This is a genomic window from Candidatus Cyanaurora vandensis (assembly GCF_013285555.1).
Classification (GTDB): Bacteria; Cyanobacteriota; Cyanobacteriia; order Gloeobacterales; family Anthocerotibacteraceae; genus Cyanaurora; species Cyanaurora vandensis.
Map to the genome: position 1 here is coordinate 1 of NZ_JAAXLT010000092.1, position 14,955 is coordinate 14,955.

Below are 14,955 nucleotides of genomic sequence, written 5' to 3' on the forward strand. Positions count from 1 at the left end.
GGCTTTTTGGCGTTCGGGTAGGGCTTTTTGAATCAGGGCTTCACGCTGCTGGCTGGCTTGTTGTTGCAGGGTCTGGTCTTCCGTGCGGTCAAAATACTTGCGGCCTTCAATCCAGGTCTCCTCGGTGCGGCTATAGCTCGATAGCGGTGAACCTGTCCAGAGGACGAAATCCGCATCCTTGCCGGGTTCCAACGAACCCACGTAACGGTCAATCCGCAACTGTTGCGCTGGGTTAAGGGTAACGAATTTGAGGGCTTCCTCTTCGCTGACCCCGCCGTACTTGACCGCTTTGGCAGCCTCGGTGTTGAGGCGACGGGCCAATTCGTTGCTATCAGAATTGAAGGAGACCAGGACCCCGGCCTGTTTCATCAAAGCCCCGTTGGTCGGCACGGCGTCGTAGACCTCAAACTTGAAGCCCCACCAATCACTGAAGGATGAACCCCCGGCTTTAATCTGGGCGATGGCATCGGCAACTTTGTACCCTTCTAAGACGTGCTGAAATGTGGCGACTGGGAGCTTGAATTCCTGGGCCAAGCGCACAAACATTAGGATTTCATCCTGGCGGTAGGAATGGATGTGGACCCAGCGTTGACCCCGCAGGATCTCCAGGACGGCCTCTAGGCGGAGGTCACGGCGGGGCGGGATGGCCTTGGTGGACTGGCTCCAAGCCCGTTCGTAGTCCTGGGCCGCCATGAAGGTATCGCGCAGTAGCTGTTCTACGCCCATGCGGGTCTGGGGGTAACGGGTGGTATATTTTTCGCCCCAGTTGCTCTGCTTGACGTTCTCTCCCAGGGCAAACTTTACCCCGGCGGGAGCCTGGGTAAACTTGAGTCCCTCGGCGTGTTCGCCCCACCGCAACTTAATCACTTGGTTCTGACCGCCCATCGGGTTAGCGGAGCCGTGGAGGAGGTTGGCAACGGTCAAGCCCCCGGCGAGTTCCCGGTACATGGCAATATCCGTGGGGTCGAGCACGTCCCCGATGCGGACCTCAGTGGTGACGGCGTGGGTGCCTTCGTTGACCCCGCGACTGATGGCGGTGTGGGAATGGCAGTCAATCAGACCGGGAGTGACGTGTTTACCCTGGGCATTGATGATGATGGCCCCGGCGGGGGCGGTGAGATTGGGTCCGACTTGGCTGATTTTGCCCCGCTGGATGAGCAGGTCGCCCAGGAAACGGCCCTGGGGTCCTGAGGTCCAAATTGTCGCGCCCTTGACCAGTAACCACTCGGGTTGATTGGGTTTCCCCGTCCGTCCAAAGGCTCCGGCGGGGTAGGTGGTGGGCGTGGTGAGGGCTTGGTCGCTGGGTTCCGCCGGGGTAGGTGTGGCAGCGGCGGGTTGGGTACGGCGGGCTTGCCAGGAGAAGGCTTGACCGTCGGGGAGTTGCCCAGTCCCCTGCATCTGGTCGCCATTTATACTTGCGGTTAATCGCACCGTACCTTGACCCGGCCCAAAGCCTTGGGCCGGGGGAAACAGTAAGAGTTGACTGCCCTGGAGGACGGCGGGGGTATCTTTGCCGCCCAGGGTGGCCTTAGGTTTGGGGTCGCCGCTCAGGACGAGGTTGGTATCGGCTTGAACGCCTTGCCAAGTCACCGTCCAAGTCCCACGGGGGTCCACTTCACGGCCCTTGTCAGTCTCATAAATTTGCCCGTCCACCCAGACCGAGAGGATATTGGCCTTGCTGGTGAAAAGGTCCCCGTCACTGATGACGAGGTTAGCGACTTTGCCCGGTTCCAAGGTGCCATAACGACCGGAGACCCCCAGGAATTTAGCCGGGGTGGTGGTGAGACTGGCGAGGGCTTGGTCCACGGTCAAACCCCGACGCACCGACTGGCGGACCCGAGGCCAGAACTGCTCTTCGGGTTTCTTGAGTTGGCTCGTCGTCAAGGCAAACATAACCCCGGCTTGGGCGAGCCGCGCTGGGTTACTCGGGGCTTGCTCCCAGTGTTGGAGGACTTCAAGGTCCACATCAAGAGCTTTCTCCGGGGTCTCGACCTCTGGAGCTTCGGGGAAATCCAAGGGCAAGATTAGCGGTATTTTCCGGGCGGCGAGTTGGGGCAAGACCCGGTACTCGTAGCCCGTCCCCAGGACCCAAGACTGGGTAGTTTTAAATTCCTCAGCAACCCGCAACACGCGCAACAGGTCTAGTTCGTCCTCCGCCTTGAAGACCACGGGCAACTCCCCGGTGACTACAGGGGCGAGGGCAGCCAGGGCACTATTCGTCTCGGGCCGCTCTAACCCCTGGGGGGCTTGGGCATAATTCGTCTGGGCGCGGTTATACCAATCGGCATCTAGAAAGGTCTGCCGGATTAGCGCAATACTCCCCATCAGCGAATCGGGGTACTGGGCTTCGCGGAAACCACTCTGCTCAAAAGCGACGTGCTGGGCTACCTGACGACGAACGATACTCTTGTTCGCATCATTACCACTGAGGTTGATGAGCGTACTCGTTCCCCGAAAAACCCCCCGCGCTGGAGCAACCAGGGCCACAGTGAAGCCCAACCCCCGCACTTTCTCCGTCTGTTTGGGGTCCACGGTCAGATTATCGGCAGCATCGCGCTGGGGCGTGACGCGGGGATTCCAGGCCCGTGAGCCGTTTTTAGCCAGTTCGGGAGGTTTATTCTCCTCTCCCGGTTGCGGTGCTTGCCACTCTTTGGGCAAGTCCAAACTAGAGTAGCTGTCTATGAAACCGGGGTAGACTGTGCGCCCCGCCAGATCCCAGACTCGTGCTTCAGTAGGGGCCGCCATCGTCCCGACCTGACTGATAACCCCGTTACGGATAACGAGGGTGCCTTTGGGAATAACCTGACCGGGAGCCACCACAATCCGGGCATTAACAAGTGCATGGACGCGGGGACTATTATCACGGAGGCCCTCCACGGGGGCGGTGGGGACCTGAGCGAGGATGGGTAGGCCCCAGAGACAGACCAATAAGCTCGGGAACAGACGGGGTTGGCGCGGCATTAGGGCGGGACGGTAGAGTATTCAACATAATAGGACCCTCCCCGACTCACCCTAGGACCCAAGTGAATTAAGAATCTGGACGAATCTTTAAGTTTTGTCAGCTCACTGCTGGGAATCTAACCCAGGGGAGTAGCACAGTGCGATTTGACCGCTATCCTTAAAGCATGAAGTTTTGTTATCAAGAGTGGGTGGGGAGGAAAGGGTGAAGCAGTTCCGGCCCTCGCCGATTGTATTTATCTTTTTGACTATTTTTATTGAGTTCATGGGGGCAAGTCTGCTCGTCCCGCTCATTCCTTATATCGTTGGTCGTTACCAGAGCGATGCTTTCACGATTGGCCTCTTGGTCTCTAGTTTTTCCTTAGCCCAATTTTTCGCCGCACCGACCCTGGGGGCTCTATCGGATCGTTTTGGTCGCCGTCCGATCCTGCTGATGAGCTTAGTGGGGACAGGACTAGGCTTTATCGTTTTTGGGCTAGCGAACTCTTTACCTTTATTATTCCTGGGCCGGATTATCGGCGGGGCTTCGGGGGGAGCGGTGGCAACAGCCCAAGCCTATATTGCGGACATCTCTAAACCCGAGGACCGGACTAAGAATTTTGGCTTGGTGGGGGCGGCCTTTGGGCTGGGTTTTATTATGGGACCCGCGATTGGCGGCTTTTTAGGCCAGTACAGTTTACAGTTACCCGTTTTTCTAGCGGCAGCTTTAGCGATTGCCAACGCGGGTCTGGGCTATTTCACCGTGGCGGAGTCCCTACCTCCAGAGAAACGTCAAGCGACACCCTGGCGTCAGGTCAATCCTTTCACCCAACTCAAGGCCCTAGTTAGTAATCCCGCTGTCCGGCCCCTCTTGCTAGGGTTTTTCCTCTTCAACTTTGCCTTTGCTGGGTTCCAGAGTAACTTTGCGGTCTATACGCGAGACCGTTTTGAATGGGGACCCCAGGAGAATGCTTGGTTATTTGCCTACATCGGGCTGGTCTCATCTTTGGTGCAGGGGGTTTTCATCCGCACTTTGATCCCGCGTTTTGGGGATGCTAATTTAGCGCGGTGGGGACTGGCCTTGGCGGGTCTGGCAGTGACAGGCGTAGCCTTGGTGCCCAGTGGGAACTGGCTTTACGTTACCCAGGGCGTATTTGCCCTCGGGGTGGGGCTGTGCTTGCCGACCTTGCGGGGTTTATTGTCGGAGCGGGCTTCGGCTCAGGAGCAGGGCCGGGTCATTGGCGGTTCCCAGTCGCTGGCGAGTCTTGCCATGGTCATCGGTCCGCTCTGGGCGGGAACGATTTTTGACCGGATTGGGTACACCGCCCCTTATTGGAGTGCGGGACTGTGGATCTTAGTCGCGCTACTCCTCATTAATGCCGCCCTGCCCAAAACTAAGGCTTGAGGACAATTTTGTTGAGCATGAGCTTGAGACGGGCTTTGCGGCGGTTGGCATTATTCTTGTGGATGATCCCGGAACGTACGGCCCGGTCAATCTTGCTGTAAGCCGCAGAGAGGGCGGTCTCACTGGTGGCGAGGGCTTCGGGGGTCCGCGCCTGGGTGAAGGTCCGCAGACTGTTGACGTACTGCTTGACTAAGCTACGGATGGCGGAGCGATAGGCTAGGTTGTGCTGGCGATTGCGCTCAGCCACATCAACCCGCTTGATGGCAGATTTAATGTTGGGCACGGTTACTCCAATTTGGCAACAATCTCTAATAATACCGCATTCTAAGGAGCGAGGCCGGGATTATTGGACTCAGGCCGCTGGAAAATCCATAGGTAGTCTCCAGGAACGTGCCTATCGAAAATGACCAAATTACAGAAGTCGGGGTCTTTGAACGACGGGTATCTTAATCCTGAAATATTTCCTTGCTGATAAGCAATATAGCCCAAGACTTGCGTAGGAGCAGCTTTACCTTCCCCATTAAGCCTAAGCCAATGGGTTTCTAACTCATTAGGAGTCAGTGTTAACGAGTCTCGGACACTATCCTCAGTCAAATCAATCACAGCACTCAGTCTATACTCAATTGAGAAGATGACCCTTGGAATGCTTGGTACGCCCTCGTCGTATCCTGTTGCTCCCCTAACAACAATATCTGCTTCAGTAAGTGCTGTCATAAGACCTTCGGCTACATATAATGCCTCGAATTCCTGACCGGGATGGTAAATCGCGCCATAGTTGAACCTGCCGCCATGTTTCAATGCACCTGCTCCTGAGAGAGGGGAGTCTGCGTAACGTAGATTAATAACACGATAGCCTGTTCCTGCCAAAGAGTTAGGGGAGAGGGCGGCAAAGGCCGACATAAGTTCTTCACCAAAGAGCATCGGGAATTCTCAATGATAGGGGTTAGCCCGGTTGTCCGACTTCAATCATGTAGATAAGGGTATCTACTACTTCAAGCTGACCCTTATCAATGTAGGACTGAGGGGTAAGACCGCCAAGCTCGGGGTTCTGTGAGGTTAGCCACTTGTTAACCAACTCTGTCTTGCCACTCAGCAAGTAACTAAGTCGTTCTCTTAAGTCCTCCACGCTTTTTTTATCAATCACAGGTACGGTTGCTCCTGAATTCTTGCCTTTAACATTACCAAAGTTCTGATGATGAAGATCATCGCCAATTAAAACCTTATCGTTTTCTCTAGGAATAGTCCGAGTTCCAGCGTTAATCTTGCTCTGCTTACTCACGGTGTTAATGTTTAGTTCAAACGAACCTTGTGCCTTGTTCAGCATCTTTTTAAGACGAGCTTTACGACGGTTGGCATTATTCTTATGGATAATCCCGGAACGCACGGCCCGGTCAATCTTGCTATAGGCCGCAGAGAGGGCGGTCTCGGTAATGAGGAGGGCTTCGGGGGTCCGCGCTTGGGTGAAGGTCCGCAGACTGTTGGTGTACTGTTTGACCAAGCTACGGATAGACGAACGATAGGCTAGGTTGTGCTGGCGATTGCGCTCAGCCACATCCACCCGCTTAATGGCAGATTTAATGTTGGGCATGGTTGATCCAGTTTGGCGACAATCTTTAATAATACCGTATTTCACGAATCAAGGCTGCTGGGTGTTGAGCAAGTGGGGTTTGCCTTAGATTTTTGGGTCTTGTTGATTTATCTTTCGCACTGCTTGCAATATCCCCAACAGCCCGCGAGGACAGGCATCTAAGGTTCCGCTCTCGCTCTTCCCTCTTCTGCCTTGGTCCCCTATTAGTGGGGCGGAGGGGCCTCTTAATTCGTGGAGCGGCGAATTTTTTTGTTAAACTCTTGAAACTTTGTGCGGTTGCCCATGCTTCCTCTTTGGCCTTTACTTTTGCTGGCACAGGCCCAAACCCCGCCTGTGGGTATCCTTGAACTCCAGTCGGTGCGGGCTCTGCCTGGTCGTTTGGACCAGATACCTACCTTTAATAGCAACAGCCCGGAATTGGTGACGGGGAATGGGATTTTACTCTCAACTTTTCCGCCATCCTATGGACAGAATCCCCAAGCTCATCTCGATTTTGCACTGAAGGGTCGGTTTGACCTGTTTGCTCATCACATTGCGAAGACGCCTGACGGACGGACGCTCTACCTGGGATTGTTGTTACACAATCCGGGGTTGCAGCCCGTCACCGTGGATATCCTCCAGGCTGCCAGCCATCTGACGCAACCGGACGCGCCTTTCCTTGATCTGCCGCCCCTCGTGGATAACTTGTTGGGGAATGTGTTTGCGGGGCCGGGGAGTCGGGTGACGAATGATATTTTGCGGAACGTGCGACAAGCGGATTGGCCCGGTCAGGTTATCCTCGCGCCTCGAACCAGTCAAATGCTCACGGTCTTACCCATCTACGGTTACAACGGACGCTCTACCCTGGCTCGCCTCAGAAGCTCAGGCCCCATTTACGCCGCAAGTCTGGCTCTGGTGGCTCCGACTGACTTCACCGGACAGGAATTCTTGCCTACCCTGACTGATTGGGAAAACCTGCTCACGACCGGAACCTTGGCGGCTCCCCGTGACTTGGCTCCGACCCCGCCGGGGAGTACGGGGAACTTCATTTATGGGCGAGTGGCGGGCGTGGCCTTGGGTTCGCGCTGGCAGGCGGAGTTGAGCGATAGTCCTCAGGCTCGTTTTTTGACCATCCCCACACCGGGCTCTGCCATCTCCTATGTCCTTAGTACCGCGAGTTTCGGGACGCTAGGGACCCAACAGGTCCAGAGTGCGCCCATGCAGGTCCGCTACCCCGACACGGCTTACCTCGCCCATGGCAATTACGGGATTGAGTACAACCTCAGTTTCACCCTCGCCAACTCTACAGCTCAGCCCCAGACCGTGACCCTGAGTTTGCAGTCCCCCCGCAAGCCTCTACAAGATGTCCCCGAGAACGCCCTGCGCTTCAGTGACCCTCCAGATAACCAAGTCACCTTCCGGGGTACGGTCCGGGTCCGCTACAACGACGAGGCCGACCTGCCCCAGACCCGCTATGCCCACTTGGTCCTGCGGCGCGGTCAACAGGGTAGCCCCTTATTCACCCTTATTCTGCCCGCCACGAGTCAACGCTTGGTCTATGTGGATTATCTCTATCCTCCCGATAGTACGCCCCCCCAAGTGCTGACCCTGCGGACCTCGGCTCCGTAATTCAAGTAAACTATCCCTTTAGACCAGGGTGGATGGCAAAATGAGAATACAGTACCTTGTGTTGACTCGTGGTTAAGACCGTCGCCGATACCAAACAGGCATTTTTTGCCCTTTTTACCCGCCCTTTGAACTCCGTTTATCGGCGCGTCATTGATGAACTACTCGTAGAAGTCCATCTCTTGACCGTCCATCACCAGTTTCGTTATGACCCGTTTTTTGGCCTGGGCTTGGTCACACTCTATGAACGTTTCCTGGACGGTTACTTTCCCAAGGAAGATAAGGCACCCATCTTCGCGGCTTTGGCAGGAGCCTTGGGTTTCACGGATGGGCAGTTGCAGCGGGATGCCCAAGCAGTGCAGCAGACTTCAGCCCCGGTCCTCCTTGCTGCACTGCAAGAGGGAAACATCCTGCCGACCCTACCTGAAGCAGTTCAATCCTTAGTTCAAGCTCCTCTGTCTAAGTACAGCCGGATCTTTGCCCTGGGTCTGACCACTGCCCTCGAACCCCATCTCCAGACCCAACTGGAGGCCAAACGGACAGAGATTTTCGACCAAATCTGTACGCGCTTGGGGCTAAATGCCACCCGCGTCCGCAAAGACCTGGATTTCTATTCCCAGGCCTTGGACCAAGTACGGAAGTCAAAAGAAGCCATGGAAGAAGCCAACGAGTCGGTCCGCAAAAAACGGCAACCCGCCTCGCCCTAGTAGTGGTTGCCGACTTTGCGGTAGTGGACGGCGGTGAGCCCTTCACTATCGGAGACATCCCCAGACTCCACTACCCCGTAGACGAGCCAGTGGTCATTGGTCTCCATCCGACTGACCACCCGGCACTCAAGGTAAGCCAGGGCATCCGCCAAAATCGGAGCACCGTGGGTCGCCGTATAGGTCTTAACCCCAGCGAAACGGTCCTCACCGGGCTTGAACCGCTTCAAAAAGTGGCGCATCAAGGGCGGATAGGTGGCCTCCGCGAGGACATTGAGCACAAAAGAATCCCCAGGGTGCATCAGGGACTCAATCGCCCGGTCCTTCGCCACGGCAATCGAGATCCCTGGCGGGTTGAAGCTGGCTTGGTTGACCCAGGAGGCAAGCATGGCGGTCTGGATGTCGCCCCGACGGGCGGTGATGATATAAAGCCCGCCCACCAAAGTCCCCATCGCTTTGTCAAGGTCCGGGGCGACGGCTTTGGACTTCTGGATCGTCTGTTTGAGCATGAGGACTTGGGCCAAGTCTGTGCCCGATTCTTCACAGGTCTGGTAGAGCGCGGGGGTGGGGTCCTGGGTGACTTTCAGCGTGGGGAAGGCTAGGGTCAAGCCTAGGTCTACCAGTTGATTAACCAAGATCTGGCTGGGACTCTCTTGGTTGCCGTAGGACTCAAAGATCCCGATCCGCTGCTTGTCTTGGACGGCGGCGAAGATGGACCCAAGGACGGCTTGGCTATGGGTTGATTCCGTGGGCGGGGGGCACAGGACGAGACCTTGGACGCGTTGGACAGTTTCTTGTACTTCCAGGAGGTCGGCTGTCCGTAAGTCCAACATCTCCACCGCCACCCCGCCTTTAGTCAAGCCATGGGCGATAGCTTGGGCAATGCGGTCACTGTAGCCGTAGTCCGAGACATAGAAGACCACCACGGCGGCTTCAGCTTGGGCTTGTTTCTGGCTCCAAGTGTCATAGCGGCGCGTGACCTCAGGGATATTAAAACGCAGTAGGGGACCGTGACCCGTCGCCAGGGTTTCTAATGTGAAGGGTGTGATGCGTTTGAGGGCGGTCAGCACCGACCGGGCATTAGGAGCCATCAGGCATTCATAATAAAATCGGAAGTCCGGGGCGATCGCCTCAAAATCCTCATCAAAGGTCCGCTCATCACAAAAATGCATTCCGAAGGCATCACAAGTGTAAAGGACCTGAGTGCCATGGTCATAGGTAAACATCGTGTCGGGCCAATGCAAATTAGGGGCTTGGACAAACTCCAAACGGTGGCCTCCGCCTAGGTCCAAGACATCCCCAGTCTTGACCAAACGACGGGCATAGGGCGCGTGGATCATATTATCCAGGAATTGCGCCGCGACATTAGAACAGACGAAACCGCCTGGGGAGCCAACTTCAACACTAAGGGAATGAGGGCACTATGGTCCGGTTCGGTATGGCTGACGATGAGGTAATCGAGTTTACTCAGGTCAATCTGTTCACGTAAAGCGGTTAGGTATAGCTCTGTGAATTTCTCATGGGAGGTATCCACCAGCGCGGTCTTTTCACCTTGGATAATGAAAGAATTGTAGGTCGTCCCATTCTGGAGCCCGAACTCAATATCGAAACGGTCTCGGTCCCAGTCCAGAGAACGAATCGTAACAGTATCACGGGCAATGGTCTGGACTTGGATGGTTTTGCGGGCGGGCGTGACAAGGGTGACCATGGCTTCCTCCCTCAAGGCGTACGTACTGTCAGTATAATCCGCAAAGCTCTGCTTACTGGGGCCTATGCCCAACCCCTGCAAGAGGCAGGGGTCATGGTCAGCGGGAATGGCCTGCACCTCCCCCAAACGGGCACAACCCTCCGCCTGCAAGATGGGCAACGCCAGATCCAGGACGGACCCTACCCCCAGCCCCTACCCCACGTGGTGGGGTAGGGGAGCGAGAATAAGAACTTTCTTCTATATACGTGGTCTTGGTCCCCCACCATGTGGGGCGGAGGGGCCTCTTAAGACCCCGGACTCCCGACCAGACCCCGCGCTTCATAGAGGTTGCCGACGATGCCACGCACGGGATGGAGGACTCGTTGGTGGGCACCGGGAGTAGCGTAAATCAAGACGAGGTAGCTGCCCTGATGGATATCGCGCCAAAAAGGTTGGACCAAGGCGCGGGGTCGTTTCACGCCCACCTGCCAACCCACCACTGCGCCGAGGATGCCCCAAGCCAACGTCCCCAAGAGACCAAGGATAAGCCCCGCTCCTAAAACCCAACCCAAGACCCCAATCCCTAAGCCCAACCCCAGTCCCAGCAACAAACCGGGCATTGCCAACGTCATCGGAGCCCAGTTGACGGGGGGTAGTGAGCCGGGAGGGTCACTGGTCAGAACCAAGATATCCGAGGGGCGGATGTTGAGGCTCTCCAGCAGCGCGATGGTCTCCAGCGTTTTTTTGGCATTAAGAAAAAGCCCCAGGGTCCGCCAGCGACAACGGTTGCTCGCCGGATCAACCCCCTGCCCCAGGGAAGACCAGTCTTGATTTCGCATCAGAAGCTACAAACTTTCTCCCCTAACCATAGCAGAGGTTAGGGATCGCGCTCATTGCCCATTTCTCAGTTCTTTTAACACTTTGAAAAAATTAGGATAGGACACTTGGGCACACTGCGCGTCCTCAATTTCCACCGCACCCCGACCTACCAAACCCGCTACGGCTAGGGCCATTGCCATCCGGTGATCGCCTAGACTCCTGACTGCACCCCCTCGTAACTCAGTCTTGCCCCGAATCACCAGACCGTCGGGGTACTCCGTAATATCGGCACCTAGGATGCCTAGCTGTTGGGCCACAGCCTGGAGACGGTCGGACTCTTTGACCCGCAGCTCCTGAGCATCGCGGATGGTGGTTGTGCCTGTGGCTTGGGTTGCCGCTACAGCTAGCACCGGGATCTCATCAACTAACCGGGGGATGAGTGCGCCCTCAAGCACGGCCCCAGTCAACTGGGCCGAGCGGACCCTGAGATCCGCCACGGGTTCCCCGCCTGCCTCACGGCAGTTGAGGATGGTGATATCGGCCCCCATCTGTTGCAGGACTTCTAAAGCTCCGGTGCGGCTCGGGTTGAGACCAACATTAAGTAGGGTCAATTCACTATCGGGCGTAATTGTGGCAGCGACTAGCCAGAACACCGCTGAACTAATGTCCCCCGGCACAATGATGTTCTGGGCCGTCAGGGCAGCGGGTCCCATAACACTTACGGTCGTCCCCTTGACCGTGACCGGACAACCAAAAGCCCTGAGCATCCGTTCAGTGTGGTCCCGTGAGGGGTGGGGTTCCGTAACCAAAGTCTCACCTTCACTCAAAAGTCCCGCCAGTAACAGGGCGGATTTAACCTGGGCTGAGGCCACGGGGCTGACATAGTGGAGCGGTTGTAACGCCGTCCCCTGGACCGCCAAGGGCGCGAACTTACCGGCCGCGCGTCCCCAGATTTTGGCTCCCATCTGGGTCAAGGGCTGGACGACGCGGCCCATGGGCCGCCGGGTGAGGGAACTATCCCCGGTCCAAGTCGTAAAAAGTCCGGGCTGGGCCGCCGTCACCCCTAGCAACAAACGCAGCGTTGTCCCAGAATTGCCGCTATCGAGGACCCCCAAGGGTTCCTGGAGTCCACCTAAGCCTACGCCCGTAACTAAGACCTCCGGGGCGGTTAAATCGGTAATCTCCACTCCCAAAGCCCGCAAACACCGCGCCGTACTCTGGGGGTCCTCCCCTGCCAGGAGGCCCTGAATCCGGGTGGTGCCCTGAGCCAAGGCCCCAAACATCAAGGCCCGGTGGGAAATTGATTTGTCGCCGGGGACCTGGACCGTACCGCGCAAACGGTCACAGCCGGTAATGACTAGGCTAGAGGTCATAGAGTTCACCATATTTGCGGCGGATATAGCGCAGGTAGGGCTGGATGGTCAGGGGTTGCCCCGTGGCCTGTTCCACGACTTCGGCGGCATTATATTTGCGTCCGTGCTGATAAATATGCTGCCGCAACCAGCCATGCAGACGGTCAAAACGGCCCTGGCTCATCTCAGCGGGGATCTCGGGATAGGCGAATTGGGCTGCTTCATAAAATTGGGCACTCATCAGGTTGCCCAGGGTATAGCCTTGGAAGGCCCCGCCGATGGTTCCGCCGTGCCAGTGGACATCCTGCAATACGCCTTCACTGAGGGTCGTGGGCACTAACCCTAGGTTTGCGCGATAGGCTTCGTTCCACGCCTCGGGGAGGTCTTTCACCGCAAGCTTCCCTTCCAAGAGGGCAAGCTCTAGCTCAAAACGAATCATCACGTGGAGGTTATAGGTTAATTCATCAGCATCGGTACGGATTAGGGACCGCTCGACCCGGTTAATCGCCCGATAAAAAGTCTCTAACTCGACCGCCCCCAACTGACCAGGGAAACACTGCTGGAGCCGGGGATAAAAGAATTGCCAAAACTCCCGCGAACGACCCACGAGGTTTTCCCACAACCGGGACTGGCTCTCATGGACCCCCGCTGAAGTCCCCGAGGCTAGAGGCGTGCCTTCATAACTGGGGTTGATGCCCTGTTCATAGAGGGCGTGGCCCGCCTCATGGAGGGTACTGAAAACCGCTTCTGTCAAGTCATGCTCCCGGACACGGGTGGTAATCCGCACATCCCCCAGCGAAAACTTAGTCATGAAGGGATGGTGGGTCTTGTCTTGCCGTCCCCGCGTGAAGTCATAGCCAAACTCCCGGATTACTGCCAAGCCAAAGGCCAGTTGGTCCGCCTCTGGAAAATATTGTTGCAGACAGGAACGGTCGGTCAGGGGTTGGCTGGTTACTTGCTGAACCAAGGGCACCAACTGATTCCGCAACTCGGCAAACAGGGCGCGGGTGGTGCTGGTTTTCATCCCGTAGTCCGCAAACCCAATCAAGGGATCGGCAATATGTTCGTAGCCAGGGAAGAATTGGGCCATTTCCTGACTGAAAGCGAGGGTCTTTTCAAGGTAGGGCTGGACCAGGGTGAAATCATTGGCGGGGCGGGCACGGGTCCAGACTTCATAAGTAGTAGCCACATGGTTAGAGAGTCGCGCCATGAACTGGGCCGGAATTTGACAGGCTTCTTGATAATCGTGGCGGGTGACGCGCAATAGACTGGCGGCATCATCATCCACGGGTAGACTCGCCTCGTAGTCCCCCAAGTCCGCGAGCAATTGCCCAATCTGAGGCGCGATGAATTTTTCGTGGGCGAGTTGTTGGAGCGTTGCCATTTGACGGGCGCGGGCGGGTCCCCCACCGACGGGCATATAGGTGGATTGGTCCCACTGGAGTAAGGAAGCCGCCGCACTGAGGTCATTGACCTCGACCAAGCGGGTCTTGAGTTCAGTAAATTTCTGTTCAGTCTTGCTCAATGTCTGCATCAATATCCCACCGCGCATCGGCCTCTCATTTTAGGACATTGTTCATAAATAAATACGCGGTGCTAAACCGCCGGGGTCAGCACCGCACATCTATATTTCATTCGCGCCTGAAGCTACAGTGTGTTGGTTCTCAGGACAGTTCTGACGGATGGTTTAACATCCCCAAAGAGACCACAAAGCAAGGGAAACGGCAAAAACCCTGCACCACGTTTGAACTCGGACTTTAGTTTTTACCACTCACCGCCCTGGCAAGCCGTTCTCCTTCGGGCGAGTGATGAGCAGGTCAGACTGTAAAACCCCTGCGGTGGTTTGGACAATCAAGCAGTGGGTGTGCTGCTTTGTGTTCCATGAATTCATTGTGCCGTTTCCAATCCGAGCGGTATTCTCCCCCTAGGCATAACTCACGCTCAGTCTCAGGGAGAGTTATTAAACGCAGTTTCGCCCTGTTGGGGTAGACGCATATCCCATTGGCATTCACTCAACAAGAAGAGACTGCCCGCTTGAACTAACCCGGCACCAAGGAATTGCCAGTCCGTGAAGAAAAAGAAGACTAGGGCACTCAGCCCATGCACGACCGCCGTCAGCACTAAGGCTCTTGACCGCAGCGTAGTTCCCGTCACGAGATAACCCACGCCCATCAAACCCAGCCAGAGGGGACCCAAATGCAACAACACATCTCCCCAAACATAAAAAATGCTCAAGTCCGTCACTGCCAAACCGAGGACCACCAGCCCCACCCAAGCCCCCAAAAGCCACGCCACCCGCTCTACCACCACCCAGAACCAACTCAAAATAACCATCGCCCCCGCCCCGACCAGGGATAACCCCGTCCAGAGCATCGCCTGGAGTGCCCAATCCAAGGGCAAGAACTGAGCCGTCCCAAAAATAACCAGCGTCAGGAGTCCCCAGACCACAAAAACTTGGTCAATCCGGGTATAAAACGAGTCCAGCAAAGTAATGTAGCCCACCCGCCACTGGAGGTGTAGACAACCCTCAGCGTCCTGAAAAGCAAGTTCGTGTTGTTTACAACGCAGGACTGGTTCAACTGGGTTGAAAAATGTCATCTGCCATCAGAGGTATTAATACTCATATCTTAACAAAAAGTTACGGTTGTTTGTTAAGCAGTTCCACTTGAAGGCGTTGTCCATATACCCTCCGCCGTGCGCATCCATCGTCATGCTCAACCCCACGCCTGGATTATGCTCTGGCTCGGGACCTGTGCCATCAACGTGCCCGGTGTCATGCTGAGGGTAACTGATAGAGAGAACGAACCCCATGCTCTCTTGCGCCTGTAGTACGGCTAGCCGGGATGATTACAGGAGAG

General features: G+C 56.2%; 11 protein-coding genes and 2 pseudogenes. 3 read left to right on the forward strand and 10 right to left on the reverse strand.

Annotated elements, in window-relative coordinates:
• Window positions 1-2,961: amidohydrolase family protein (locus tag HFM78_RS05810; protein ID WP_287128481.1), on the reverse strand; the 2,961-nt coding region annotated here is incomplete at its 3' end.
• Window positions 2,962-3,163: 202 nt separating this feature from the next.
• On the opposite strand from HFM78_RS05810, the gene HFM78_RS05815 reads away from it, so the two are divergent.
• The gene (locus HFM78_RS05815; RefSeq protein WP_287128482.1) at window positions 3,164-4,342 is read left to right on the forward strand and encodes an MFS transporter; all 1,179 of its coding nucleotides are present in this window, start codon (window positions 3,164-3,166) and stop codon (window positions 4,340-4,342) included.
• Here HFM78_RS05815 and rpsT (HFM78_RS05820) read toward each other — a convergent pair.
• The 3 genes and pseudogenes from rpsT (HFM78_RS05820) to rpsT (HFM78_RS16175) form a co-directional block, all read right to left on the reverse strand.
• Complete coding sequence (gene rpsT / locus HFM78_RS05820; RefSeq protein ID WP_287128483.1) at window positions 4,332-4,625, reverse strand: 30S ribosomal protein S20; 294 nt, start codon at window positions 4,623-4,625, stop codon at window positions 4,332-4,334. The genes HFM78_RS05815 and rpsT (HFM78_RS05820) overlap by 11 nt on opposite strands.
• Before the next feature lie 41 nt (window positions 4,626-4,666).
• A complete protein-coding gene (locus tag HFM78_RS05825; RefSeq protein WP_287128484.1) occupies window positions 4,667-5,263 on the reverse strand; it encodes an RES family NAD+ phosphorylase in 597 nt (198 codons plus the stop codon).
• A 391-nt stretch (window positions 5,264-5,654) separates the two neighbouring features.
• Window positions 5,655-5,930, reverse strand: a pseudogene (gene rpsT, locus HFM78_RS16175) (30S ribosomal protein S20); the annotation flags it as partial.
• A 282-nt stretch (window positions 5,931-6,212) separates the two neighbouring features.
• Between rpsT (HFM78_RS16175) and HFM78_RS05835 the strand changes: the two are divergent.
• Both HFM78_RS05835 and psb29 read left to right on the forward strand, forming a co-directional pair.
• Window positions 6,213-7,538 (forward strand): DUF3370 domain-containing protein, encoded by a 1,326-nt coding sequence (locus tag HFM78_RS05835; protein WP_287128486.1) that lies wholly within the window; start codon window positions 6,213-6,215, stop codon window positions 7,536-7,538.
• A gap of 68 nt (window positions 7,539-7,606) precedes the next feature.
• Window positions 7,607-8,242, forward strand: a complete 636-nt coding sequence (psb29, locus tag HFM78_RS05840; protein WP_287128487.1) for a photosystem II biogenesis protein Psp29 — start codon at window positions 7,607-7,609, stop codon at window positions 8,240-8,242.
• On the opposite strand, the gene HFM78_RS05845 is transcribed toward psb29, so the two are convergent.
• The 6 genes and pseudogenes from HFM78_RS05845 to HFM78_RS05870 all read right to left on the reverse strand — a co-directional run bounded on the left by HFM78_RS05845 (window position 8,239) and on the right by HFM78_RS05870 (window position 14,695).
• Window positions 8,239-9,330, reverse strand: coding sequence for a flavin reductase (locus HFM78_RS05845; protein ID WP_396034914.1), 1,092 nt, complete (start codon window positions 9,328-9,330; stop codon window positions 8,239-8,241). The two genes, psb29 and HFM78_RS05845, sit on opposite strands and share 4 nt — an antisense overlap.
• Window positions 9,307-9,947, reverse strand: a pseudogene (locus HFM78_RS16180) (MBL fold metallo-hydrolase); the annotation flags it as partial. The gene HFM78_RS05845 and the pseudogene HFM78_RS16180, both read right to left, overlap by 24 nt.
• Window positions 9,948-10,231: 284 nt before the next feature.
• Window positions 10,232-10,765 (reverse strand): hypothetical protein, encoded by a 534-nt coding sequence (locus tag HFM78_RS05855; protein WP_287128490.1) that lies wholly within the window; start codon window positions 10,763-10,765, stop codon window positions 10,232-10,234.
• A gap of 51 nt (window positions 10,766-10,816) precedes the next feature.
• Window positions 10,817-12,118, reverse strand: a complete 1,302-nt coding sequence (gene aroA / locus HFM78_RS05860; protein WP_287128491.1) for a 3-phosphoshikimate 1-carboxyvinyltransferase — start codon at window positions 12,116-12,118, stop codon at window positions 10,817-10,819.
• Entirely contained in the window at window positions 12,108-13,631 is a 1,524-nt protein-coding gene (locus tag HFM78_RS05865) for a carboxypeptidase M32 (protein ID WP_287128492.1), read from the reverse strand. Before HFM78_RS05865 ends, aroA begins: the two co-directional genes overlap by 11 nt.
• 413 nt (window positions 13,632-14,044) lie before the next feature.
• On the reverse strand, window positions 14,045-14,695 hold the full coding sequence (locus HFM78_RS05870; protein WP_287128493.1) for a hypothetical protein: 651 nt from the start codon (window positions 14,693-14,695) through the stop codon (window positions 14,045-14,047).
• Window positions 14,696-14,955: the final 260 nt, after the last annotated feature.

What these genes read in the sequence shown, in the direction of transcription:
- HFM78_RS05825 (WP_287128484.1), bottom strand. Translation starts at nt 5,263, where the DNA reads ATGCTCTTTGGTGAAGAACTTATGTCGGCCTTTGCCGCCCTCTCCCCT.
- aroA (WP_287128491.1), bottom strand. Translation starts at nt 12,118, where the DNA reads ATGACCTCTAGCCTAGTCATTACCGGCTGTGACCGTTTGCGCGGTACG.
- HFM78_RS05855 (WP_287128490.1), bottom strand. Translation starts at nt 10,765, where the DNA reads ATGCGAAATCAAGACTGGTCTTCCCTGGGGCAGGGGGTTGATCCGGCG.
- HFM78_RS05870 (WP_287128493.1), bottom strand. Translation starts at nt 14,695, where the DNA reads ATGACATTTTTCAACCCAGTTGAACCAGTCCTGCGTTGTAAACAACAC.
- HFM78_RS05845 (WP_396034914.1), bottom strand. Translation starts at nt 9,330, where the DNA reads ATGGCTCCTAATGCCCGGTCGGTGCTGACCGCCCTCAAACGCATCACA.
- HFM78_RS05835 (WP_287128486.1), top strand. Translation starts at nt 6,213, where the DNA reads ATGCTTCCTCTTTGGCCTTTACTTTTGCTGGCACAGGCCCAAACCCCG.
- HFM78_RS05865 (WP_287128492.1), bottom strand. Translation starts at nt 13,631, where the DNA reads ATGCAGACATTGAGCAAGACTGAACAGAAATTTACTGAACTCAAGACC.